The following is a 22400-nucleotide window of genomic DNA, read 5'->3' as shown; positions in this document are numbered from 1 at the left end:
GGCGATGCCGCCCACAGTCAGGGTGGTTATGCCGTCCAGCGCGGTGACGGTGAAGGTGCCGTTCTGGGTCAGCGCCGTGGCATCCGGGGTACTGCCGTCGCTGAGGTTTTTCTCGAAGACGGTCAACTCGCGCCCCCCAAGATTCAAACCGCCAATCGTCACCGGGTCATCGTTGTTGTGGATCTGCAGCACCAGGGTCGCCGTACTGCTGTCGCCATCGGCGTCCGTCAGCGTATAGGTGAAGCTTTCGGTGCCGTCGCCACCGCCGTGCAGGGCTTTGAAGTCGGCGTCGCTGGTATTCAGCGTGTAGGTGTAGGTGCCATTGGCATTCAACACCAAAGTGCCGTAGGTACCGGTGAAGGTGCCGGGAGTGATCGGCCCGCTGTTTTCACCGACCGGCACACGGTCGGCACCTTGCACGTCGTTGCTCAGCACGTTGCCGTTCAGCGTCAACAAGGTTTCCGAGGCGATGCCATTGCTGTCGTCGACCGCCTGGGGCACGTCGTCGGTGATGTTGATATCCAGCGAACCGGTGGTGCTGTCGCCATTGCTGTCGCCGGCCACCACGGTGAAGTGTTCGCCGACAGCATTGGCGCCCTCACCGCTTGCATGGGTTTCGGCGCCGTTGAGGGTGTAGCTGTAGCTCACGACACCGGTCGCCGGGTTGTAGCCGGTGACGGTCAAGGTGCTGCCCAGAGGGGTGGTGACCGACTGCGGAAAACCTGCCGCCACCCCGCCGCTGATCACGTTGATGCCGCCGATGCTGAGGCTGGTCAGCCCGTCGGGTGCATTGACGGTGAAGGTGCCGCTTTGGGTCAGCGCACCAGGGTTCCTCGCCGAGCCGTCGGCCAGGTTGGCCTCATTGACAGTCAGTTCGCCATTTTCCACCGACAGGCCATCAAGGGTGACCGGATTGTTCGGCACCGGCGGCGTCACTGGCGGAACCACGAGGGTATCGGCCGCTACGGCGTTATTGTCCGGATTAGCGTTCAGGCGTTCTTCGGGAAGTTCGGGAATGCCGTTGAAACCGGCAGTGGGGAAACCGATGATGGGATCGACTCGCCCACCCACTTCTTCGAGCATGACGAAACTATGGCCGCTACCCGCGATGCCACCCGGTACACCGGCAGTCGTGGTAGGCCCGGCAGCAGTGGCTTCAGCGGTCTGGGTCGGGTCGTCGCCCGCCGCAATGGCTTTTTGCAGCTGTTCGACATCCGTCAGCTGCGCCTGGCTCGGCGTCACCGCCTCGGACGAGTCCACGTGGGGAATCTGATTGGCGAGCAATTGCGGGGTCATCTGCATGCTGCTGCCGCGCCCGAGGGTCAGTTCCTGGCCATTTTGCAGGTGCACCGCTACCGCGCCTTCGGCGCCGGTGCTCAGTTGGTCGCCGGCGAACAGCTTGTCCCCCTCGACCAGCGCGCGCCGGGTGCCGTCGCTCGCAACCGCGAACACCTGACCGATGACCTTACTGACGATTCCGATGAGCGTAGCCATGTGCACTTCCTCCGCTGCCAACCGCTGTCGGCACCCTGTTTGTGCGAAGAACGTGCTCATGGCTCAAGCGGGTTGTCTGGCGGATCGTGTTCCGGGTCCCGGTTTACTTGAGTAAGCCGAGGCCCCGGCAACGATCTCGCCCAGCCATTCGCTCACGGCGCTGTCTACGGTTCGGGAAAACTCCTCTGCAATCAATGGCATCGGATCCCTGTGCGCAACAACCTTGCCTGCGAACGATGCGTAACGATCTTGAATCACTCAAGTGACAAAAAACCGTCACCATCAGATCGCTAGCGTCCCTCCCCTCCAGCACTTCTCCGCTCTATGTCGATAAGTGGATTGGAACTTTTTTCAAACCCCGATGAGCGCCCCAGAGCTCATAAAACAAGGGCTTTCGCATTGAACAATGTGCTGGATTTCGCAGAGCGCATAAGTTTTTTTTGGCATAAGCGTTATGAAAAAAATTTCTTAGCTACGCTCCAGAATGTTCTTAGCTCTTTTGTTAAAGACATGAAACAGCTTTACCTATAAATGTCGTCAAATAATTGGCGACTGATAAGCACCATCAGGAATCAGGGAGATGTACATGCGCCTATTAACCCCCCTCTGCAGCGCGGTTCTTTTGGCCATGGCCTGCTCGTCCCAGGCTCAGGCCATGACGCTGACCGAAGCGATCCAGAGCACCATCGCGACTCACCCGGAACTGGCATCGCGGGTGGACAGCCGTCTGTCGGCTGACGAAGACGTGAAGGTCGCCAAAGGGGGCTTTTATCCATCGGTAGATCTGAACGCCGCTTACGGGCGCGGGTACAGCGATAACACCAATACCCGGGCGCTCGGCAATCACCACACCGAAACCCTCAACTACACCCAGTCGGAATTGCGCCTGCGGCAAATGCTTTTTGACGGGTTCAACACCGCCAACGAAGTGGCTCGCACCAAAGACGTGGTCAACTCGCGAGCCTATTACGCTCAGGGTACGGCTCAGGATCTGGCCCTGCGCACCACCGAGGTCTACCTCGAAGTGCTCAAGCGCCGCGAACTGGTGACCCTGGCCAAGAACAACCTGCAAGCGCACTTGCGGGTCAACGACCAGATCGGCCTGCGCACCCAGCGTGGCGTGGGCAGCAATGCCGATGCCGACCAGTCCAGCGCTCGCCGGGCACTGGCAGAAAACAACCTCGACACCGCCGAAGTCGATCTGGCTGACGCCGAGTCGAACTTTTACGCCGTTGTCGGGCGTATGCCCGATGAGCTCGAAGCCCCGCCGTCGATTCGCGGTGAAGTCCCAACCTCCCTGCCCGAAGCCCAGCAGAGCATGGTGGAAAACAACCCTTACCTGAAGTCCGCCCAGGCCGATGTGCAGTCGGCCGAAAGCCAGTACGAAGTTGCCAAGTCGCCCTTCTACCCACGCCTTGACGCCGAGGCGGCAGTTGGCGCAAACAACAACGTGCAGGGTGACGAAGGCCACGACAACGAGTGGCGGGTCGGCGTGGTGATGAACTACAACCTGTTCCGCGGCGGCAGTGACAAGGCGCGCCTGGCCTCCGACGCGCACAAGATCAACCAGGCCATGGACATCCGCAACAATGCCCTGCGCCAGCTCAACGAAAATATTCACCTGGCCTGGAACGCCATGGTCAATGCCAAGAAACAAACCCCGACCGCCCGTGAATACGCCGACACCAGCAAGCGCGTACGCATTGCCTATCAGGATCAGTTCGGCCTCGGCCAGCGGACCCTGCTTGACCTGCTCGACAGCGAAAACGAACTCTACAACGCCAACCGTCGCTACACCGAAGTGCGCTACACCGAAGAGTTTTCGATGTACCGCGTGCTGGCGAACATGGGTCAGTTGTTGAGCAAACAACGGGTCGTACTGCCCGCCGACGCGATCGCCCAGACCGAAGTGAAAAACGAAGCTCGTCTGCCTGAAATGAAATAACGAAGTACCCGTGCAGGAGTTGCCGCAGGCTGTGATCCTTTGAACGTGTTTGCTGAAAAGCAAAGTCAAAAGATCGCGGCCTGCGGCAGCTCCTACAATGAGATATGCAGATATCTGTCAATTGCCGCAGAGCAACGGGAGCAAGCAACTTGACCAGCATGGAACCCGGCAACACCGGTGTCGATCCGCGCCTGAGCTTCGATGACCCGCTTCTGGACGGTCTGTTGATCCTCTGCAAACTCCACGGTGCGACGGTCAGTCGCGCCAGCCTCAGTGCCGGGCTTCCCATGGCACACCAACGCCTGAGCCTGGACCTGCTGCCCCGAGCAGCGGCCCGGGCCGGTTTGCAGGCGCGCCTGCTGCGCCGTGACCTCAAGGACATCTCGCCGCTCAACCTGCCCGTGCTGCTGTTGCTCAACAACGGCCGCACGGCCGTCCTGCGTCGTTATGCCGAGGACGGCAAGGTGCTGATCCTGCCCAGCGAAGCCGACGGCGGCGAACAATGGCTCAGCCCTGAAGAGCTGGCCGAACACTACAGTGGCCAGGCGCTGTTTGCCCGGCCACGCCACGAACTCGAAGACTTGCGCTCGCCGCTGGTGCCTCGGGTCCAGGCCTGGTTCCGCGATACGCTGAAGCTGTCGAAATGGCTGTACAGCGACGCGATCCTGGCGAGTTTCCTGATCAACCTGCTGGGTCTGATGGTGCCGCTGTTCGTAATGCAGACCTACGACCGCGTGGTGCCGAACCAGGCCACTTCGACCCTGTGGGTGCTGGCGATCGGTCTGCTGATCGGCACCGCTTTCGAACTGGTGCTGCGGGTCGTTCGCGCGCACCTGCTGGATACCGCCGGCAAGAAAACCGACGTGATCCTGTCGGCCACCCTGTTCGAGCGCATCACCGGCATGGCGATGAAAGCGCGGCCGGCGACCATCGGGGGTTTTGCCCAAAGCATTCATGACTTCCAGGGCCTGCGGGAGTTTCTCACCGCCGTGACCCTCACCAGCCTGATCGACCTGCCCTTCTGCCTGCTGATGCTGCTGGTGATCGGCCTGCTCGGTGGCTGGCTGGTGGTGATTCCGATTCTGGCGTTTCCCATCACCATCATTTTCGCCATGGTGATCCAGGTACGCCTGCGCGACACCGTACAGAAAAGCCTCAGCCTCGGTGCCGAACGCCAGGCGTTGCTGATCGAAACCCTCAGCGGCCTGGAAACCCTCAAGGCCTGCAGCGCCGAAAGCGAACGCCAGCACAAATGGGAAAGTACCCACGGCGCCCTCACCCGCCTCGACAGCCATGCGCGCAACCTCTCGGCCCTGGCCACCAACGGCACGCTGTTCATCCAGCAGATGTCCGGTATGGCGACCATCGTCGCCGGGGTCTACAGCATCATCGCCGGCAACCTCAGTGTCGGTGCCCTGGTGGCCAGCTACATGCTCGGCAGTCGAGTGCTGGCGCCGCTGGGACAGATCGCCGGCCTGATCACCCGCTACCAGCAAGCGCAACTGACCATGAAAAGCACCGACGCGCTGATGGGCCTGCCCCAGGAGCGCGACACCCAACAACGGCCTCTGGAGCGCACCCAACTGCAAGGCGCACTGGATGTTGTTGGCGTGACCTTCCACTACAACGGCCAGAATTCTCCCGCGCTGGCCAATGTCAGTTTCAGTGTGAAACCCGGTGAGCGAATCGGCGTGATCGGTCGCAGCGGCTCGGGCAAAAGCACCCTGGCGCGGCTGGTGATGGGTTTCTACGAACCGGAGGAAGGCCAGCTATTGCTCGATGGCCTGGACTTGCGACAGCTGGACGTTGCCGACCTGCGCCATCAGATCGGTTACGTCGCTCACGACCTGCCGCTGCTGGCCGGCAGCCTGCGCGATAACCTGACCCTCGGCGCGCGCTACATCAGTGACTCACGCATGCTCGAAGTGGCCGAACTGACCGGCGTCACCGAACTGGCCCGGCAACACCCGCAAGGCTTCGACCGGCCCGTGGGTGAGCGCGGACAGTTGCTGTCCGGTGGTCAGCGCCAGGCGGTTTTGCTGGCCCGGGCCTTGTTGCTCGACCCGCCGATCCTGCTGCTCGACGAACCGACCAGCGCCATGGACAACAGCAGCGAAGATATCCTGCGGCAAAAACTCCACGGCTGGGTCCAGGGCAAAACCGTGCTGCTGGTGACTCACCGCACCTCTATGCTGAGCCTGGTGGATCGGCTGGTGGTGCTGGACAACGGACGGATCGTCGCCGACGGGCCGAAAGAAGCAGTCATCGATGCACTGCGCAAGGGCCGTGTCGGCTCTGCGGCTGTCTAGGAGTTGGCCATGTCTGCTGACCTGCCTGCAACAACGAAAGGACGAGGCTACTTCAACAGCTTCGGCAAAAGCGCCGAAGTCGAATTCATGCCGGAAACCGCCGGCGCCTCATTGCAGGACTCACCGCGCTGGTCGCGGATCACCGTGTGGCTGGCGGCGGCGTTGCTGATCAGCGCGCTGGTCTGGGCCAAATTCGCCGTGTTGCAGGAAGTCACCATGGGCGAAGGCAAGGCGATTCCGTCGAGCAAGGTCCAGGTGATCCAGAACCTCGAGGGCGGCATCGTCACCGAGATCTTTGTGCGCGAAGGGCAGATGGTGAACAAGGGCGACACCCTGCTGCGCCTGGATGACACGCGCTACCTGTCGAACAAGGGCGAAAGCGAAGCCGATCGCTACGCCTTGACCGCGCAGGTCGAACGGCTCTCGGCCGAAGCCGAAGGCCGGCCGTTCAAGCTGTCAGAAGAAGTGATCGCCAAGGCTCCGCAAGTGGCCGAAGACGAGCGCTCGCTGTACGAGCAACGGCAACGGCGACTCGCGAGCGAACAGCGCACACTGTCGGAACAACTTCGGCAAAAAACCCAGGAACTGGCAGAGTTCCGCTCGAAACAGGGTCAATTCAGTTCAAGCCTGGCGTTGTTGCAGCAAGAGATGAACATGTCCACGCCGCTGGTGGGCACCGGTGCGGTGTCACCGGTGGAAATCCTGCGACTCAAACGCAGCGCCGTGGAGATTCGCGGTTCGCTGAACGCCACCACACTGGCGATCCCCCGGGCGGAATCGGCGATCAACGAGATCAAGAGCAAGATCGACGAGTCGGAACAAACCTTCCGCTCGGAGGCCGCCAAAGAGCTGAACGAGAAACGCACCGACCTGTCGAAAATCACGGCATCGAGCATCGCCATCGACGACCGCGTGACCCGCACCACCGTGGTCTCGCCGGTGCACGGCATCATCAAGGTGTTGAAGGTCAACACCATCGGTGGTGTGGTCCAGCCCGGCAGTGACATGGTGGAAATCGTGCCGCTGGAAGACAACCTGCTGATCGAAGCCAAGGTCCGCCCGCAGGACGTTGCATTCCTGCATCCGGGTCAGAAAGCCATGGTCAAGTTCAGTGCCTACGACTACACGATCTACGGCGGCCTGAGCGCCAAGCTGGAACTGATCGGCGCCGACACCATCACCGACGACAAGGGCAACAGTTTTTATCTGATTCAGGTGCGCACTGACAAAAACCATCTGGGCGGGGATGTGAAACCGCTGCTGATCATCCCGGGGATGGTGGCGACGGTGGACATTATTACCGGGGAGAAAACGGTGCTCGATTATCTGCTTAAGCCGGTGTTGAAAGCGCGGACTGAGGCGATGCGGGAAAGGTAGGCAGCCTCCAAAATCGGCTGTGACTGATCTGCCGCTTTCGCGGGCAAGCCCGCTCCCACAGGTTCATTGGCGTTCGCAAGTTTTATGTACAACACGAACACTGTGGGAGCGGGCTTGCCCGCGAAGAGGCCGGCACATCCGCCGATCACCTGTCGGCATGATTACGCTGGTAAACCTCCTCCCCCATCGCCGCAATCTGCCCCTCGATCAACGCTTCGAACGGTTTCAACAACGGCGCAAACGAAGTCGGTGCTTCAAGGGTTTCCAGCGCCTGCACAATCGCCTCCACTGTCGACAACGCCCCCGGTCCCGGTGCCTTGCGCAGCCGATAACGGGACACACCGCCCTCCGCCAGTGTCACCCTCGGCAATGCCGCCAGCAGCGGATTGAGGTGCAGCATCTTGCGCGCCTTGCGCCAGGTGCCATCCGGGACGACCAGCAACAACGGTTCGTCTGTCGCGGCATAAGCCTGCATCGGCTGCGCACCGTCTCCGGGGAACAGCAAGCGCGCCTGATATCCCGACTGATTCAACAACACCGGCAAATTCTCGAACACCTCACCCACGATCAACTCGGCATTGTTCAAGCCCAACGCCGCCAACCGCGCCGTATTCAGCGCATGGTTCACTTCGCTCGGATGCTGCAACAGCAACACCCGGGTGCGGCTGTCGAGGCTCGGGATCAACGGGCACAGGCAGTGCGATTGCGGACGCAGGCAGCGCGGACATTGAATTCTGGACATCGTCTCAGGCCTGATTCAGTTGGGCTTTAAGCAAGTCGCGGAACGTCTGGATCAGTGGCTCGCGGCTACGGCCCCGGCGCACGATCATCGAGAACGGCGCCTGATAACCAAAGGTCGCCGGCAGCAACACCCGCAAGTCGCCCTTGTCGGCCCAGGCCTGGGCGTAGTGCTCCGGCAGGTAGCCGATGTAGGCGCCCGACAGCACCAGAATCAGCTGGGCCTCCATACTTTCCACGGTCGCGGCACTGTGCTTGAAGCCGTGACGCGCCAGCTCGGCCTGACTCCAGTAGCCGCGGCCGACCATGCGCTGCTGGGTGATGACCTGCTCGGGAATGCGCCGCTCGTTGAACAGCGGATGCCGCGTACTGCAATACAACCAGTGTTGCTCACGGTACAGCGGCATGTACACCAGACCGCTCATGCGCGTGGAGAACGCACCGATGGCCAGGTCGAGACGGTTGTCCTGCACGCCGAGCTGCAGTTCGTAAGGGCTCATCACCGACAGGTGCAAGTGCACGGCCGGGTGTTCCTGGCTGTAGGCGCCGATGGCTTCGGCGAACGGCAGGGCCTTGTCGCTGACCGTGGAGTCGATCACCCCGAGGTTCAAGGTGCCGCGCAACTCGCCCTTGAGGGCGGCAGCGTACTGCTCGAAGCCTTCGAGTTCGCCCAACAGACGCAGGGTTTCCTGATGGAACAACTCACCCTTGCTGGTCAGGCTGAACCCGCCACGACCGCGATGGCAGAGCACCAGGCCGAGGGCCGCTTCGAGCTGGCTCATGTAGGTGCTGATGGCCGACGTCGAGAGGTTGAGCTCCTGCTGGGCGTTGGCGAAGCCCTGATGGCGCACCACGCTGACGAAGATGCGCAATAGTTTCAGGTCGGGTAAAGCGTTGGCCATGGAAATGCTCCGATCTCGGGGTAACGCACACCGCTGAAGGTAATGAAGATCATTGTGGGAGCGAGCTTGCTCGCGATAGCGGTGGGTCAGTCAATATTGATGTTGACTGACCCACCGCTATCGCGAGCAAGCTCGCTCCCACAGGTACTGTACAACTCATCACTTTGAAGGATGAGGCAACAAGTCTATCGCCGTCCTCGTCATTAGTTTAGAAAAATCTGAACTAAGTATTTGCCCGTAGCGATTCTTCCCGGCCACTACATTTCGCAGAATCGCTCCACAACGGTGCCCGTACCTTCCGTGAACGGCGCAACCCTATAAATAAAACAACGACGATGAGGCCCTACCCGTGGACAAGATTCTTCACCAACCACTGGGCGGCAACGAAATGCCGCGCTTCGGCGGCATCGCCACCATGATGCGACTCCCCCACTTGAATACCGCTGCCGGCCTGGACGCTGCCTTCGTAGGCGTGCCGCTGGACATCGGTACCTCGCTGCGCCCTGGCACCCGTTTCGGGCCTCGCGAAATCCGCGCTGAATCGGTGATGATCCGCCCGTACAACATGGCCACTGGCGCTGCGCCGTTCGACTCGCTGTCGGTTGCCGACATCGGCGACATCGCGATCAACACCTTCAACCTGCTGGATGCCGTACGGATCATCGAAGAATCCTACGACAACATCCTCGAACACGATGTGATCCCCCTGACCCTGGGCGGCGACCACACCATCACCCTGCCGATCCTGCGTGCCATCCACAAGAAGCACGGCAAGGTCGGCCTGGTGCACATCGACGCTCACGCTGACGTGAACGATCACATGTTCGGCGAGAAAATCGCCCACGGCACCACGTTCCGTCGCGCCGTTGAAGAAGGCCTGATTGACCCGGACCGCGTGGTGCAGATCGGCCTGCGCGCCCAGGGCTACACCGCTGACGACTTCAACTGGAGCCGTAACCAGGGCTTCCGTGTGGTTCAGGCCGAAGAGTGCTGGCACAAATCGCTGGAGCCGTTGATGGCTGAAGTCCGCGAGAAAGTCGGTGGCGGTCCTGTCTACCTGAGCTTCGACATCGACGGTATCGACCCGGCCTGGGCACCAGGCACCGGCACCCCGGAAATCGGCGGTCTGACGACCATTCAGGCGATCGAGATCGTTCGTGGCTGCCAAGGCCTCGACCTGGTCGGTTGCGATCTGGTAGAAGTCTCGCCCGCTTACGACACCACCGGCAACACCTCGCTGCTGGCCGCCAACCTGCTGTACGAAATGCTCTGCGTACTGCCTGGCGTAGTCCACCGCTGAGGATGGTTCATGAACGAACGCGATCAGGTTCTGAAAGCCGCCGCCGATCTGGTGTCCGCTTTTGCCCGTAACGATCGCGAAGCCTACTTCGGCGCTTTCAGCTTTGAAGCCAGCTTCGTCTTCTACACCCTCGAAAAGCCCCTGCTGTCGCGCGACGCCTACCAGGCGATGTGGGACGGCTGGCGCGCCGAGGATGGCTTCGAGGTGCTCTCGTGCACCTCGAGCAACGCTTTCGTCAGCCTGCAGGGTGACGTGGCGATTTTCATCCATGACGTAGCCACCGAGCTGCGCATGCAAGGGGAGCAGCACTTTAGCCAGGAGCGCGAGACGATTGTTTTCAGGAAACAAGCGTCTGGCCAAGAACAACAAGGCCTATGGCTGGCCTGCCACGAACATTTGTCCGCGATGCCGGAAGGGCTGCCACCCCCTTAGCCAACACAGGTGACGCTCACGCACGATGAGCGCGCCTTTATGATCGGAGCTGATCATGAATAACAACAACAAAGACCAAAGCCTTACGCAAATTGAAACCTACGGGGTCGAACAAATCCCTGACAACGAACGCACCGCAGGCCCGACGGACTTGTTCCGGATGATCTTCGGTGGTTCCAACACTTTTGCAACCGCCGTACTCGGCAGTTTCCCGGTCCTGTTCGGCCTGTCTTTCCAGGCGGGCGTCTGGGCGATTGTGCTGGGCGTATTGCTGGGTTCGCTGATCCTCGCGCCAATGGGCCTGTTCGGCCCGATCAATGGCACCAACAACGCCGTATCTTCCGGTGCGCACTTCGGCGTGCACGGGCGGATCGTCGGTTCGTTCCTGTCGCTGTTGACCGCCATTGCCTTCTTCTCGCTCTCGGTGTGGAGTTCGGGTGATGCGCTGATCGGTGGCGCCAAACGCCTGATCGGCCTGCCGGAAACCGACCTGACCCTGGGCCTGGCCTACGGTCTGTTCGCGATCCTGGTGCTGACCGTGTGCATCTACGGCTTCCGCTTTCTGCTGTGGGTCAATAAGATCGCGGTGTGGAGTGCCAGCCTGCTGTTCCTGCTGGGGATCTTCGCCTTCGCCGGTCCCTTCGATGCGAACTACGCCGGTAGCGTCAACATGGGCCAACCCGGTTTCTGGGCCGCCTTCATCGGTGCTGCGCTGGTGGCCATGAGCAACCCGATTTCCTTCGGTGCGTTCCTCGGCGACTGGTCGCGCTACATTCCGCGTGACACCTCCAAGCGCCGCATCATGGCGGCGGTGGTGATTTCGCAGATCGCAACGTTCATCCCGTTCCTGTTCGGCCTGACCACCGCCACCATCGTAGCGATCAAGGCACCGGACTACATCGCGGCCAACAACTACGTCGGCGGCCTGCTGGCAGTCTCGCCGAGCTGGTTCTTCCTGCCGGTGTGCCTGATTGCGGTGATCGGCGGCATGTCCACCGGCACCACTTCGCTGTACGGCACCGGCCTGGACATGTCCAGCGTATTCCCACGGGTACTGTCGCGGGTCAAGGCCACACTGCTGATCGGTGTGATGTCGATTGCCTTCATCTTCATCGGGCGCTTCGCGGCCAACCTGGTGCAGAGCGTGTCGACCTTCGCCGTGCTGATCATCACCTGTACCACCCCCTGGATGGTGATCATGATCATCGGCCTGCTGGTGCGTCGCGGCTTCTATTGCCCCGATGACCTGCAAGTGTTCACCCGCGGCGAGAAAGGTGGCCGTTACTGGTTCACCCACGGCTGGAACTGGCGTGGCCTGGGTGCCTGGATCCCTAGCGCGGCCGTCGGCCTGTGCTTCGTGAACCTGCCAGGTCAGTTTGTCGGGCCGCTGGGCGAAATGGCCGGTGGCATCGACATCAGCCTGCCTGTGACCTTAGGCCTGGCCTCGCTGGTGTACCTGGCGCTGCTGAGCCTGTTCCCGGAATCGCGCGAAGTGTTCGGCCCGAATGACCCTCGCAGCAAGAGCACGGATTCGCTCGCTAAACCGGCGATGCGTCAAGCCGCCTGATGTAACACAAGACCTGTGGGAGCGGGCTTGCTCGCGAAGACAGCGGCACATTCAAAACTGATGTGACCGACAGACCGCTTTCGCGAGCAAGCCAGCTCCCACAAAGAGCTGCCCCACAGAAACGCCTTTGTTTCGCATAAAAAAGACAATCGGAGACACGCCATAATGGCTTTGGATTTATTCGTTGTACTCATCTACGCCGCCGCGATGCTGCTGCTCGGCTATTACGGCATGCGCAAAGCCAAGACCAACGAAGACTTTTTGGTCGCCGGTCGTAACCTCGGCCCAAGCCTGTACATGGGCACCATGGCTGCCACCGTTCTGGGCGGCGCGTCCACCGTGGGCACCGTGCGTCTGGGCTACGTGCATGGCATCTCCGGCTTCTGGCTGTGTGCCGCGCTGGGTTGCGGGATTGTGGCGCTGAACCTGTTCCTCGCCAAACCGCTGCTGAAACTGAAGATCTACACCGTTACCCAGGTGCTGGAAAAACGCTACAACCCGATGGCCCGCTCCGCGAGCGCGGTGATCATGCTGGCCTACGCGCTGATGATCGGCGTGACCTCGATCCTGGCGATCGGCACCGTTCTGCAAGTGCTGTTCGGCCTGCCATTCTGGATCTCGGTACTGCTGGGCGGTGGCGTTGTGGTGATCTACTCGGCCATTGGCGGCATGTGGTCCCTGACCCTGACCGATATCGTCCAGTTCGTGATCAAGACCGTGGGCCTGATGTTCATCCTGCTGCCAATCTGCATGTACCGCGTCGGCGGCTGGGATGAGTTGGTCATGAAACTGCCGGCGGCGAGCTTCAGCTTCACCACCATCGGCTGGGACACCATCATCACCTACTTCATGATCTACTTCTTCGGCATCCTGATCGGTCAGGACATCTGGCAACGGGTGTTCACCGTCAAGACCGCCAAAGTGGCTCAGGTTGCCGGTACCGCTGCCGGTATCTACTGCATCCTCTACGGCCTGGCCTGCGCCCTGATCGGCATGGCTGCACACGTACTGATCCCGGATCTGGACAACGTCAACAACGCCTTCGCCGCCATCGTCAAACTGTCCCTGCCGGACGGTATCCGTGGCCTGGTGATCGCTGCCGCACTGGCCGCCATGATGTCCACCGCCAGCGCCGGCCTGCTGGCCGCTGCCACCACCCTGACCGAAGACCTGCTGCCGAAACTGCGTGGCGGCAAACAGTCGAGCCTGGGCCTCAACCGCCTGGTCACTATGCTGACCGGTATTGTGGTGCTGGGTATCGCCCTTGTGGTCAACGACGTGATCAGCGCCCTGACCCTGGCCTACAACCTGTTGGTAGGCGGCATGCTGATCCCGCTGATGGGCGCGATCTTCTGGAAACGCGCCACCACCGCCGGCGCCATCGCCAGCATGGGCATGGGCTTCGCCACCGCGCTGCTGTTCATGTTCAAGGACGGTCTGGACGCCAACACCCCGATCTACTACAGCCTCGGTGTAGGCCTGGTGAGCTTCGTGGTAGTGAGCTTGATGTCCCGCCGCACGGCAGTGGTGGCGAGCGCCGCCTAATCTGAAACATAACGACTCGATGCTTTCTTCGACGGGTGTGGCGTCGGTTGCCACACTCGTTTTTTTTCGTCTGAAGGAAACTGCCTATGAAGATCGTCAGCCGCGACCAGTGGTTCGAAGTCAAACATCTCAGCGACGGCATCCGCTTGATCCACGAGCCGTACATCCGGCCTTTCTACCGCTGCAACCTCTGGCACATCCAGGGCCGTGACAAGGACCTGCTGCTGGACAGCGGCTCGGGCCTGGTCAGCCTGCGCGAACAACTGCCGTGGATCACCGAGCGGCCGCTGGTGGCCGTGGCCAGCCACTGCCATTTCGATCACATCGCCGGTCATCACGAATTCGCCGAGCGCCTGGTGCATCCGGCCGAGGCGGACATTCTGGCCGCGCCGGATGGCGACAACGACTTGAGCAAAGCCTTTGTCGGCGACGACATGTTCGAAGCGCATCCCGATTGCCCGCTGTGCTACGCCGAATACCGGGTCAAGGCCGCGCCGGCCACGGGGTTTATCGAAGATGGGGATGTGCTGGATCTGGGCAACCGCGTGTTGCAGGTCGTGCACACACCGGGACACTCGCCGGGTGGCATCTGCCTGTACGAAGCCGCCACCGAGACCTTGTTCAGCGGCGACATCATCTACGACGGGCCGCTGATCGAAGACGCCTACCATTCCAACCTCGAGGACTACGCACGCAGCCTGCAACGCCTGCATGCGCTGCCGATCCGCACGGTGCATGGCGGGCATTTCGGCAGTTTTTCCGGAGAGCATTTGCGCAGCATGATTGACGAATGGCAGCGCTCACACGGCTAAAGCCTGCTGTACTCAACGGCAGGGACTGCACCGGCAGGGAGAGCTGCCCCCACCTCCTCGAAGAACGATCATGAAAGAAGCCGCCCTTCGTGCTGTCGTACATCGCTACATCAGCCGCCTGCTGGAAGGCCGGGATGACTTCGACGACAACGCCAGCCTGGCGCAGTTGGGATTGGACAGAAAAGATATCGAAGAACTGATCTTCCATCTGGAAGATGAGCTGGGTGTGACGGCGTTTACCGTGGAAGAAGACCGGATGCTCAAGACCGCCAGGACGGTGAATGATTTGAGCCGGTTCTTGCTGGAGATTGGGCGGCATTGAGGCTGAGTTGCGAGCATTGCACTTTGTGGCGAGGGAGCTTGCTCCCGCTCGACTGCGCAGCAGTCGCAAAACCTGCAATCCAATGACCTGCTAAAACTCAGTGACTATTTGGGGCTGCTTCGCAGCCCAGCGGGAGCAAGCTCCCTCGCCACAGCAAGCCCCCTCGCCACAGCAAGCCCCTCTCACTGGCGATCCGGAGCCATTACCGGCGTCGCTGCTGGCGCCGACGCTGCTCGTCGTCAGTACGAACAGGCACGGGTTGCAGAGGCGGTTCGATCAAGCCGAGCGCCACGCCCAGGTCATGCAGCCAGTTTTGGATTTTCTCTTTCATGGTGCCCCCTTCAGGGTAGTGCCGAGCGGCCAAAATTCTGTAGCCCCTTCGCACTGATAATAGTCCGAAGTCCTACGCAATGCTCGTGCAAAGTCGCAATGATCTGTTACTGAATCCATCACAATCAGCCGGCGTTCAGGCAATTTCCCGCGCCTGCACCGGTGCCTGCGGAAAAACCGCCTGCTGCTGTTCGATCCAGGCATTCAGGTTGGCCCCGACCATGCCCTTGCGCCACATCAGCCAGGTGGTCGCGCTGGCAAACGGTTCGGCCAACGGGTGCACGGCCACACTCTCGCGGCCCGGCAGGCTGGCGAGCATCGACTCCGACATCAGCGCCACACCGGATCCGGCAATCACACACGCAAGCATTCCCGGATAGGACTCGATCTCCATCGCCCGGCCCATCGCCGCATGGTCATGGGCGAACCAGGCCTCCAGGCGCATGCGGTAGGAGCAGCCTTGGCGAAAGGTGAACACCGCGCGGCCTTCCACATCCAGCGCGTTGCGCACGGGCGGATGATCGGCCTCGCTGATCAGCACCAGGCGCTCGTCGCACAAGGGCACACCGTCGAGCCCGGCCAGCTCCATAGGGCCATCCACCAGCGCCGCATCGAGTCGACCGGTGAGCAGGCCTTCGAGCAACTCACCGCTGGGACCGGATTGCACTTGCAGGTTCACCGCCGGATACAAGCGGTGATAGCGCGCCAACAGCCCCGGCAGGTGAATAGCGGCCGTGCTGTACATGGTGCCGAGCACGAAGTCGCCCGCCGGTTGCCCGCCCTGCACCGCCGCGCTGGCTTCATCGCGCAGCGCAAACAGCTTGGCGGTGTAGTCCAGCAGGACTTTTCCCGCAGGCGACAGCTGCAAGCGCTGACGCTCGCGCAGGAACAGCTCGACGCCCAGTTGCTCTTCCAGCTGTTTGAGCCGGGTCGACAGGTTCGACGGCACTCGATGCAGCCGTTCGGCGGCCCGGGTGATGGACCCTTCCTCCGCCACCGCCTGAAAGATGCGCAATTGGCTGAACTCCACGACATTCTCCAAAAAAGAACAAGTTACTCACTATTATTCATTTTTAAAGAAAGTCAATCAGCCCTAGCCTGACGGTCATCGATCCTCTGAACGGTATCCAGACCATGTCTCCTCTGATTCGCTTATCCGCCAGTTTCGTTGCCCTGATGATGGCCATGGGCATCGGCCGTTTTGCCCTGACGCCGCAACTGCCACACCTGCTCAGCGAAGGTCAGATCGACCTGACCGCCGCCGGGCTGATTGCCGCCGCCAACTACCTCGGTTATTTCATCGGCGCGGTGGACGCCATGTTTTCCCGGCGGCCCGCGCAAGTGCGCCGGCGCTTGCTGGGCGGGTTGTGGCTCTGTGTGTTGCTGACCCTGGCGTCGTTCTGGGCCACCGGGTTCTGGTCGCACCTGCTGCTGCGCTTCGGCACCGGTGTGGCCAGCGCCTGGGTGTTGGTGATGATCACCGCACTGAGTCAGCCGCTCGCGGCAGCGGCCGGTCGTCCCCGGCTCGGCGCTCTGGTCTTCGCCGGACCGGGCCTGGGGATTTTTCTCACAGGTTTGTTGGCCCTGGGCTCCAATCTGCTGGGCCAGACATCCGCCACCTTGTGGCTGGTGTACGCCGCCGCAGGGCTGGCGATGCTACTGGGGATTCTGCCGTTCCTGCCGCAAGCGAGCGCAATCGCGACCGCTGCGCCCGGCGCCAGCGCATCGGGTACTCAAGGCATCGCTCGCCTGGGCTTGATCTACGGCTTGTACGGGTTGGGCTACATCATCCCGGCGACCTTCCTGTCGCAAATGGCCAATGCGCAATTCCATGGTCAATGGCAGGCCGACCTGTTCTGGCCATGCTTCGGGCTTGCGGCGGCTACGGGGGTGTTGCTGGTGAGTTTGCGTCGCCAAAAAGCGGGCGCAACGCGGCGCTGGTTGATGGCAACGTTATGGCTGCAAGCTGCGGGCGTGTTTGCCTGCCTGCTGGCCAACGGTCCGGGACTGGCATTGGGTGTGATCCTGTGTGGCACGCCGTTCCTGGCCTGCATGCAACTGGTGATCCAGCGATCCCGGGAACTGGCCCCCCATGCCACCCAGCGCAATGCCGGCCTGCTGACGGCCTGTTTTGCCGTAGGCCAGCTCAGCGGGCCATTGCTGGCGGCGCTCAGCAGTCATTTCAGTGGCGGCTTGCAGCCGGCACTGGTGGTCGCCGGCTGCGGCTTGCTGATCGCCGGCGGTCTGTTGCTCGCGCCGGTCAGTGCTGCCCCAGAGCTTTGCGCAAACGACGGCGCAGCCACTGCTCAGCGCTGACAAAGGTGATGCCCGCCAACACCAGCACGGCGCCGAGGATGAAGTTCAGGCTCAGGTGCTCGCCCAACAGCACGACACCAAAGGTGACGCCAAACAACGGCGTCATGAACGAAAACACCGCGAGATTCGCCGCCAGGTAACGGCGCAACAGCCAGAACCAGACCAGGTAACTGAAGAACGACACCACCACGCCCTGAAACAGCACACTGGTGACCGCCACGGTGGTCAGGCTGACATGGGTGATCTGGCCGCTGAGCAGCGCGATCAACAGCAAACCGAAGAAACCGACAATCAATTGATAGAACAGCGTCAGGGTCACCGGCGCTTCCGACAGGCGCGAGGCGCGCACCACCACCGTGGTCGCGCCCCAGGCGGCCCCCGCCAGCACCCCCAAGGCATCGCCCATCAACATGCGGTAATCAAGGTTGTCCCAGGACACCCCGCCAGCAAACGCGATGGCAATCCCGATAAAGGCCAGGACAATCCCCAGCCATTGCAGGGGCCGCAAACGCTCACTGGGCAATAACCAGTGCACACCCAATGCCGTGAAGATCGGCGCGGTGTAGAGGAACACCGACATGTGCGCCGCCGTGGTCAGTTGCAGGCCTTCGGAAATGAAGAAGAACTCCAGGCCGAACAAGGCACCGGCCAGCAGACCGCCGCGCCAGGTCGTACTCACCTGGCTCCAGCCACCCTTCCAGCAGATCAGCAGCCCGACCAGCAACGCCGACATGCCGGAACGCCCGGCCGCCTGCATCACCGGCGCGATATCGGCCGCCGCCCACTTGATCATCACCTGCTGAACGCCCCAGATCAGGCACAACCCGACCATCACTTGCAGGGCGAACCCGTCGGTACTGCGCCGGGTGGCGCTCACCGGAACACCTCGAAGACACAATCCATGGCAAAGACTCGGCAGTAAAAGCAAAACCCCGGTCTTCTCGTTGAAAAGAAACCACCGGGGCGAAAAATCATGTTGTCGATTATCAACCAGAAGCCCAGAAAATGCCGCCTGCCAGAGACCTCTACTTCTCCGCCTGCGCCATCCTGGCTCTCTGTATTGTCAGAACCTCAACTGAGATCAATGCGATCGGCATGAATGACAATCTGGCCATTCTTGTACAACGCGCCAATGGCCTTCTTGAAGTTGCCCTTGCTGACACCAAACAGACTGCTGATCAACGCCGGATCGCTCTTGTCGCTCACGGCCAGGGTGCCGTTGTTTTCACGCAACTTGGCGAGGATCTTCGAGTTCAGGCTGGTGGCCGCTTCCTGGCCGACCGGCTGCAGGCTCAGGCTGATCTTGCCGTCGGCGCGAACTTCCTTGATGAACCCCTTTTCTTCTTTACCGGCACGCATGAACTTGAAGATTTCGTTCTTGTGGATCAGGCCCCAATGCTTGTTGTTGATGATGGCCTTGAAGCCCATGTCCGTGGCCTCGGCCACCAGCAAGTCCACTTCCTGGCCAGCCGTGTAGTTGGCCGGGGTCTTGTCCAGGTAGCGATCCAGGCGCGCGGTCGCGGTGATGCGGCGGGTGTGCTTGTCGAGGTAGACATGTACCACCACATACTCGCCCGCTGTCATCTGACGCTTCTCTTCAGAGAACGGCAGCAACAGGTCCTTGGGCAAGCCCCAGTCCAGGAATACGCCGATGCTGTTGACTTCAACAACTTTCAAACTGGCGAATTCACCCACTTGAACTTTTGGTTTTTCAGTAGTGGCGATGAGTTTGTCATCGCTGTCCAGATATATAAAAACGTTGAGCCAGTCTTCATCTTCGCTAGGAATATCTTTTGGAATATAACGATTGGGCAGAAGGATTTCGCCATCCGCGCCACCGTCCAGATATAAACCGAAGTTAGTGTGTTTAACCACTTGCAAACTGTTGTAACGCCCGACTAAAGCCATGTCCAATACCCTCATTGCGTGGGCGGCATTCTACCCGGTTTTAAGCGCCGCGTTCGGCCCCCGGCCCGGTGGCGCGAGAAAATCCTTTGAAGACCTTGATTTTCACGGGCTTTCATCGCATGCCTGGCCGCTCGTCAGACCGATCCGGGCATTTACGCCATGCCCAGACAAGCGTAACTCGGCATTTTTCAAGGCATGTTCTTATTTAAAACAGCGGCTTAGACGTATATTTCGAATATTGTCCGAGGACTGATTACCTCGACCTCAGGATTATTGCGAGGGGATATTTGCCAAGCAATTATCAGGTAATTCCTGTACGATGCCTGGCCAAGTTAATTTTCTACAGGTTAATGGCCGCCATGCGCGTAAAAGCATCCACCAGCAAAGCAAAGCCAGCTCCAGCCGTTGAAACCAGCGAGTCGATCAACAGCCAGATCGCAGCGTTCCTCAAGTCCGGCGGTGAAATCCAGCAAATTGCCAAAGGCGTCAGCGGCCAGACGTTCGGCCCGTCCAAGCAGATCACCCTGGGCAAAAAGTAACCCCCTCGCGTCACCTGGTCCCAAAGCGCTTTGAGCTTCGAAGCGCTTGGACTGGAACCCTCGTCACTCCCTCCGCCCCCTTAAAATCCATCGAAATCGACGAACGGCCTTCGCTGCCGATCATTCGCCGGTATCCTTGCACGCGTCTGGATCAAGCGTTTCAGCGGGCTCGCCAGCCTGCCCTCGCTGTTCATGGAGTGACGCATGTTCAAACCTTTCTGTTTATCGGCATTGCTCGGCGGTCTGTTGGTTTGCTCCGCAGCACACGCACAAATCTTTCAGCGTGAGCTGGGTGCCTTCGATCTCAAGCTCGGCACCACCCCCACCCGCAGCATGGCCCAGGGCCTGGTCAAACCTTCTGCCGTCGGCTCGTTCCACGGAGGCCTGGACCTGAGCCACGGCAGCGGTTTCTACGTGGGCCAATGGTCACCGAGCATGGGCATCAGCCCGGGGAAAGACCTCGAGATCGACTCCTACGCGGGCTTTAAACAACCCTTCGACCAAACCCTCGGCTACGAAGTGGGCCTGATCCGCTACAGCTACCCCGAAGTCACCACCCCTGACAGCCAGGAACTGTTCGGCGGCCTGACCTTGCTCGGCAGCCGTTTCGGCATCGCCTTCAGCAACGACCCGGACAAACAGAACAACACCCTGTTCGCTGACTTGAGCGGCAATCAACCATTCGGTGTCGGCATCAGCCTGAAATACACCACCCACCAATTCAATACGCCAGTGGCGGTGGATGGCGGGTATGTAGGCAGCTTTACCGATTGGTCGCTGAAATTGTCCCGCCCGTTCATGGGCATCGACCTCGACCTGATCTACAGTGACTCCAGCCTGAGCGGCAGCGGTTGCTCGGCCTATGCCGGACACAACAGCCAATGCGACGGGCTGGTGACGCTCAAGGCCGAACGCGCGTTCTATTGATCGGCTGAACTGACGGCCCCCTCCTGGGTTCACAAGTGAATCAGACCCCGAAGACTGGCTTTCGCAAGGATCCGCCCATGTCCCGCTGGTTCAAACATATCGCCGTTGTGTTGACCGTTGCCCTCGCCCTCGGCGCCTGCAGCCGCGTGGGCCTGGCCTACCGCAATCTCGATGTGATCATCCCGTGGACGCTCAGCGACTACCTGGACATGAACGGCGAGCAGAAAAGCTGGCTGGACGAACGCCTGAAGGAACACCTGAGCTGGCACTGCACCACCCAACTGCCCGGCTACCTCGACTGGCTGGACCGCCTGCAAACCATGATCGCGACCAACCAGGTCACCGATGCCGCCCTGCAGGCCCGCGCCCACGAAGCCGAACAGGCGATCACCGAGACCGCGCGGGAAATCACCCCGTCGGCCATCGAGTTGCTGCAAGGGCTGGATGACAAGCAAGTCGCCGAGATGAATGAAGCCTTCGCCAAGGACCGGCGCAAGCGCCAGGAGGAATACCTCAAGCCCACGCTCGACCAGCAGATCAAAGAGCGCAGCGCGCGTATGGAGAAGCGCCTGAACGACTGGCTCGGCCCACTGAACAACACCCAGCAACAGCGGGTCATCACATGGTCCAGCGCCTTGGGCGATCAGAATACGCAGTGGCTGGCCAATCGTGTCCATTGGCAGAAACAGTTCAGTGCGGCCGTTGCGCAACGCCACAGTCCACAATTCCCACAACGAATCGAGACACTTCTGATCAATCGCGAGAGCTTGTGGACACCCGCCTATCGTCAGGCCTTTGCCAACACCGAGGCCCAGGCACGTTCGCTGTTCGTGGATCTCATGGCTGCAAGCACACCGAGCCAGCGCGAACGATTACTGAAGAAAATCGAGGGTGTCAGAAAAGACTTCAGTGATCTGAAGTGCCTGAGAGCAGCAAAACAAGGTTAAGCGCAACACAACCACCCTGTGGGAGCGGGCTTGCTCGCGAAGACGTCGTCACATCCAACATGGATGTGACTGACAGACCGCTTTCGCGAGCAAGTCGAATCGTCGCACCGCCGCTCCCACAAAGGTACAACCGCATCTCAGGCAATCTGCGCCTTCGACGCCACCTGATCAAACGTCCTCTCATCCAGCGCGTCTTCCTGCTCATCGAGCACCTGCCGCGGGTGATCATTACCGGGAATACTGCTGTCGATCAGGCTCAACAAACGTGATCCCCGCGCCGTCAAAATGTAATTGGCACCCGTCCCCCCTTCGTCCTCCGGTCGCGGCTCGATATAGCCACGCATCAGCAGCAGCTTTTCGTACTCGCCAGCCACCGTTTTCAAGTGATCAAGATTTTCAATCGACTCGCCTTCCGCAGCCTTCTGCGCCGCATGCTGTTCGGCGTAAGGCCGCGGCGTGAAGTTGTGGCCCGCGCTGTTTTGCACCTCATGCAGCAAGCGCTCGATCAAGTCCCAATTGTAAGTCGTCATCCTGATTCCACCTCCGGTGTCCGTTCGATGGATGCCCGTGCAATTGAACGGGCCTTACAGGTTGTGACCGGTACGCCCGGCAGCCGTTCAGACGGCCTTTCGCTGACGACCGACCGGCGGTATGTCGAATTCCACCCAAGCCAAACGACTAGGCTGTGTA

General features: G+C 60.7%; 21 protein-coding genes. 13 read left to right on the top strand and 8 right to left on the bottom strand.

Annotated elements, in window-relative coordinates; genetic code table 11:
- On the bottom strand, window positions 1-1494 hold a 1494-nt coding region (locus tag PMI26_RS21250), incomplete at its 3' end, for a retention module-containing protein (protein WP_007972524.1).
- Between the two features lie 586 nt (window positions 1495-2080).
- On the opposite strand from PMI26_RS21250, the gene PMI26_RS21255 reads away from it, so the two are divergent.
- From PMI26_RS21255 to PMI26_RS21265, 3 genes are all read left to right on the top strand, one after another.
- Window positions 2081-3439 carry a TolC family outer membrane protein gene (locus PMI26_RS21255; protein ID WP_007972522.1) on the top strand — a complete coding sequence of 453 codons (1359 nt, stop codon included), beginning with the start codon at window positions 2081-2083 and terminating at the stop codon, window positions 3437-3439.
- A gap of 149 nt (window positions 3440-3588) precedes the next feature.
- Complete coding sequence (locus PMI26_RS21260; RefSeq protein ID WP_007972521.1) at window positions 3589-5748, top strand: type I secretion system permease/ATPase; 2160 nt, start codon at window positions 3589-3591, stop codon at window positions 5746-5748.
- 9 nt (window positions 5749-5757) lie between these two features.
- Window positions 5758-7125, top strand: coding sequence for an HlyD family type I secretion periplasmic adaptor subunit (locus tag PMI26_RS21265; RefSeq protein WP_007972520.1), 1368 nt, complete (start codon window positions 5758-5760; stop codon window positions 7123-7125).
- 145 nt (window positions 7126-7270) lie between these two features.
- On the opposite strand, the gene PMI26_RS21270 is transcribed toward PMI26_RS21265, so the two are convergent.
- Both PMI26_RS21270 and PMI26_RS21275 read right to left on the bottom strand, forming a co-directional pair.
- Entirely contained in the window at window positions 7271-7867 is a 597-nt protein-coding gene (locus PMI26_RS21270; RefSeq protein ID WP_007972519.1) for a tRNA-uridine aminocarboxypropyltransferase, read from the bottom strand.
- A gap of 4 nt (window positions 7868-7871) precedes the next feature.
- Window positions 7872-8765 (bottom strand): LysR family transcriptional regulator, encoded by an 894-nt coding sequence (locus PMI26_RS21275; RefSeq protein WP_007972518.1) that lies wholly within the window; start codon window positions 8763-8765, stop codon window positions 7872-7874.
- A 349-nt stretch (window positions 8766-9114) separates the two neighbouring features.
- Here PMI26_RS21275 and speB point away from each other — a divergent pair, with 349 nt between their 5' ends.
- From speB to PMI26_RS21305, 6 genes are all read left to right on the top strand, one after another.
- On the top strand, window positions 9115-10065 hold the full coding sequence (gene speB / locus PMI26_RS21280; protein ID WP_007972517.1) for an agmatinase: 951 nt from the start codon (window positions 9115-9117) through the stop codon (window positions 10063-10065).
- A gap of 9 nt (window positions 10066-10074) precedes the next feature.
- Entirely contained in the window at window positions 10075-10497 is a 423-nt protein-coding gene (locus PMI26_RS21285) for a YybH family protein (protein WP_007972516.1), read from the top strand.
- Between the two features lie 55 nt (window positions 10498-10552).
- Window positions 10553-12064 (top strand): purine-cytosine permease family protein, encoded by a 1512-nt coding sequence (locus PMI26_RS21290; RefSeq protein WP_007972514.1) that lies wholly within the window; start codon window positions 10553-10555, stop codon window positions 12062-12064.
- A 165-nt stretch (window positions 12065-12229) separates the two neighbouring features.
- Complete coding sequence (locus tag PMI26_RS21295) at window positions 12230-13609, top strand: sodium:solute symporter (protein WP_007972513.1); 1380 nt, start codon at window positions 12230-12232, stop codon at window positions 13607-13609.
- A gap of 86 nt (window positions 13610-13695) precedes the next feature.
- On the top strand, window positions 13696-14421 hold the full coding sequence (locus PMI26_RS21300; protein WP_007972511.1) for an MBL fold metallo-hydrolase: 726 nt from the start codon (window positions 13696-13698) through the stop codon (window positions 14419-14421).
- 70 nt (window positions 14422-14491) lie between these two features.
- On the top strand, window positions 14492-14743 hold the full coding sequence (locus tag PMI26_RS21305) for a phosphopantetheine-binding protein (RefSeq protein ID WP_007972509.1): 252 nt from the start codon (window positions 14492-14494) through the stop codon (window positions 14741-14743).
- Window positions 14744-14945: 202 nt separating this feature from the next.
- Here the strand turns inward: PMI26_RS21305 and PMI26_RS32110 are convergent, their stop codons facing one another.
- Together PMI26_RS32110 and ptrR are read right to left on the bottom strand one after the other, a co-directional pair.
- Window positions 14946-15074: a PA1414 family protein gene (locus tag PMI26_RS32110; protein ID WP_007972508.1), complete on the bottom strand. Its 129-nt coding sequence runs from the start codon at window positions 15072-15074 to the stop codon at window positions 14946-14948.
- Between the two features lie 135 nt (window positions 15075-15209).
- Complete coding sequence (gene ptrR / locus PMI26_RS21310; protein WP_007972503.1) at window positions 15210-16103, bottom strand: putrescine utilization regulator PtrR; 894 nt, start codon at window positions 16101-16103, stop codon at window positions 15210-15212.
- Between the two features lie 104 nt (window positions 16104-16207).
- Between ptrR and PMI26_RS21315 the strand changes: the two genes are divergently transcribed.
- Window positions 16208-17389 carry an MFS transporter gene (locus PMI26_RS21315; RefSeq protein ID WP_007972502.1) on the top strand — a complete coding sequence of 394 codons (1182 nt, stop codon included), beginning with the start codon at window positions 16208-16210 and terminating at the stop codon, window positions 17387-17389.
- Here the strand turns inward: PMI26_RS21315 and PMI26_RS21320 are convergent.
- Entirely contained in the window at window positions 17334-18266 is a 933-nt protein-coding gene (locus tag PMI26_RS21320; RefSeq protein ID WP_007972501.1) for a DMT family transporter, read from the bottom strand. The genes PMI26_RS21315 and PMI26_RS21320 overlap by 56 nt on opposite strands.
- 194 nt (window positions 18267-18460) lie before the next feature.
- Window positions 18461-19297, bottom strand: a complete 837-nt coding sequence (locus tag PMI26_RS21325) for a CvfB family protein (RefSeq protein ID WP_007972500.1) — start codon at window positions 19295-19297, stop codon at window positions 18461-18463.
- Between the two features lie 350 nt (window positions 19298-19647).
- On the opposite strand from PMI26_RS21325, the gene PMI26_RS0129450 reads away from it, so the two are divergent.
- The 3 genes from PMI26_RS0129450 (at window position 19648) to PMI26_RS21335 (ending at window position 21710) form a co-directional block, all read left to right on the top strand.
- On the top strand, window positions 19648-19836 hold the full coding sequence (locus PMI26_RS0129450; protein WP_015096330.1) for a hypothetical protein: 189 nt from the start codon (window positions 19648-19650) through the stop codon (window positions 19834-19836).
- Between the two features lie 204 nt (window positions 19837-20040).
- Window positions 20041-20763, top strand: a complete 723-nt coding sequence (locus PMI26_RS21330; protein ID WP_007972498.1) for a TorF family putative porin — start codon at window positions 20041-20043, stop codon at window positions 20761-20763.
- A 77-nt stretch (window positions 20764-20840) separates the two neighbouring features.
- A complete protein-coding gene (locus PMI26_RS21335; protein WP_007972497.1) occupies window positions 20841-21710 on the top strand; it encodes a DUF6279 family lipoprotein in 870 nt (289 codons plus the stop codon).
- Window positions 21711-21847: 137 nt separating this feature from the next.
- Here PMI26_RS21335 and PMI26_RS21340 read toward each other — a convergent pair whose 3' ends face one another.
- Window positions 21848-22240, bottom strand: a complete 393-nt coding sequence (locus tag PMI26_RS21340; RefSeq protein WP_007972496.1) for a hypothetical protein — start codon at window positions 22238-22240, stop codon at window positions 21848-21850.
- Window positions 22241-22400 lie beyond the last annotated feature (160 nt).

This window comes from Pseudomonas sp. GM33 (genome assembly GCF_000282295.1).
Taxonomy (GTDB): Bacteria; Pseudomonadota; Gammaproteobacteria; order Pseudomonadales; family Pseudomonadaceae; genus Aquipseudomonas; species Aquipseudomonas laurylsulfatiphila.
Note: the sequence above shows the minus strand (reverse complement) of the source record. Positions and strands in the feature narration are given on the sequence as shown.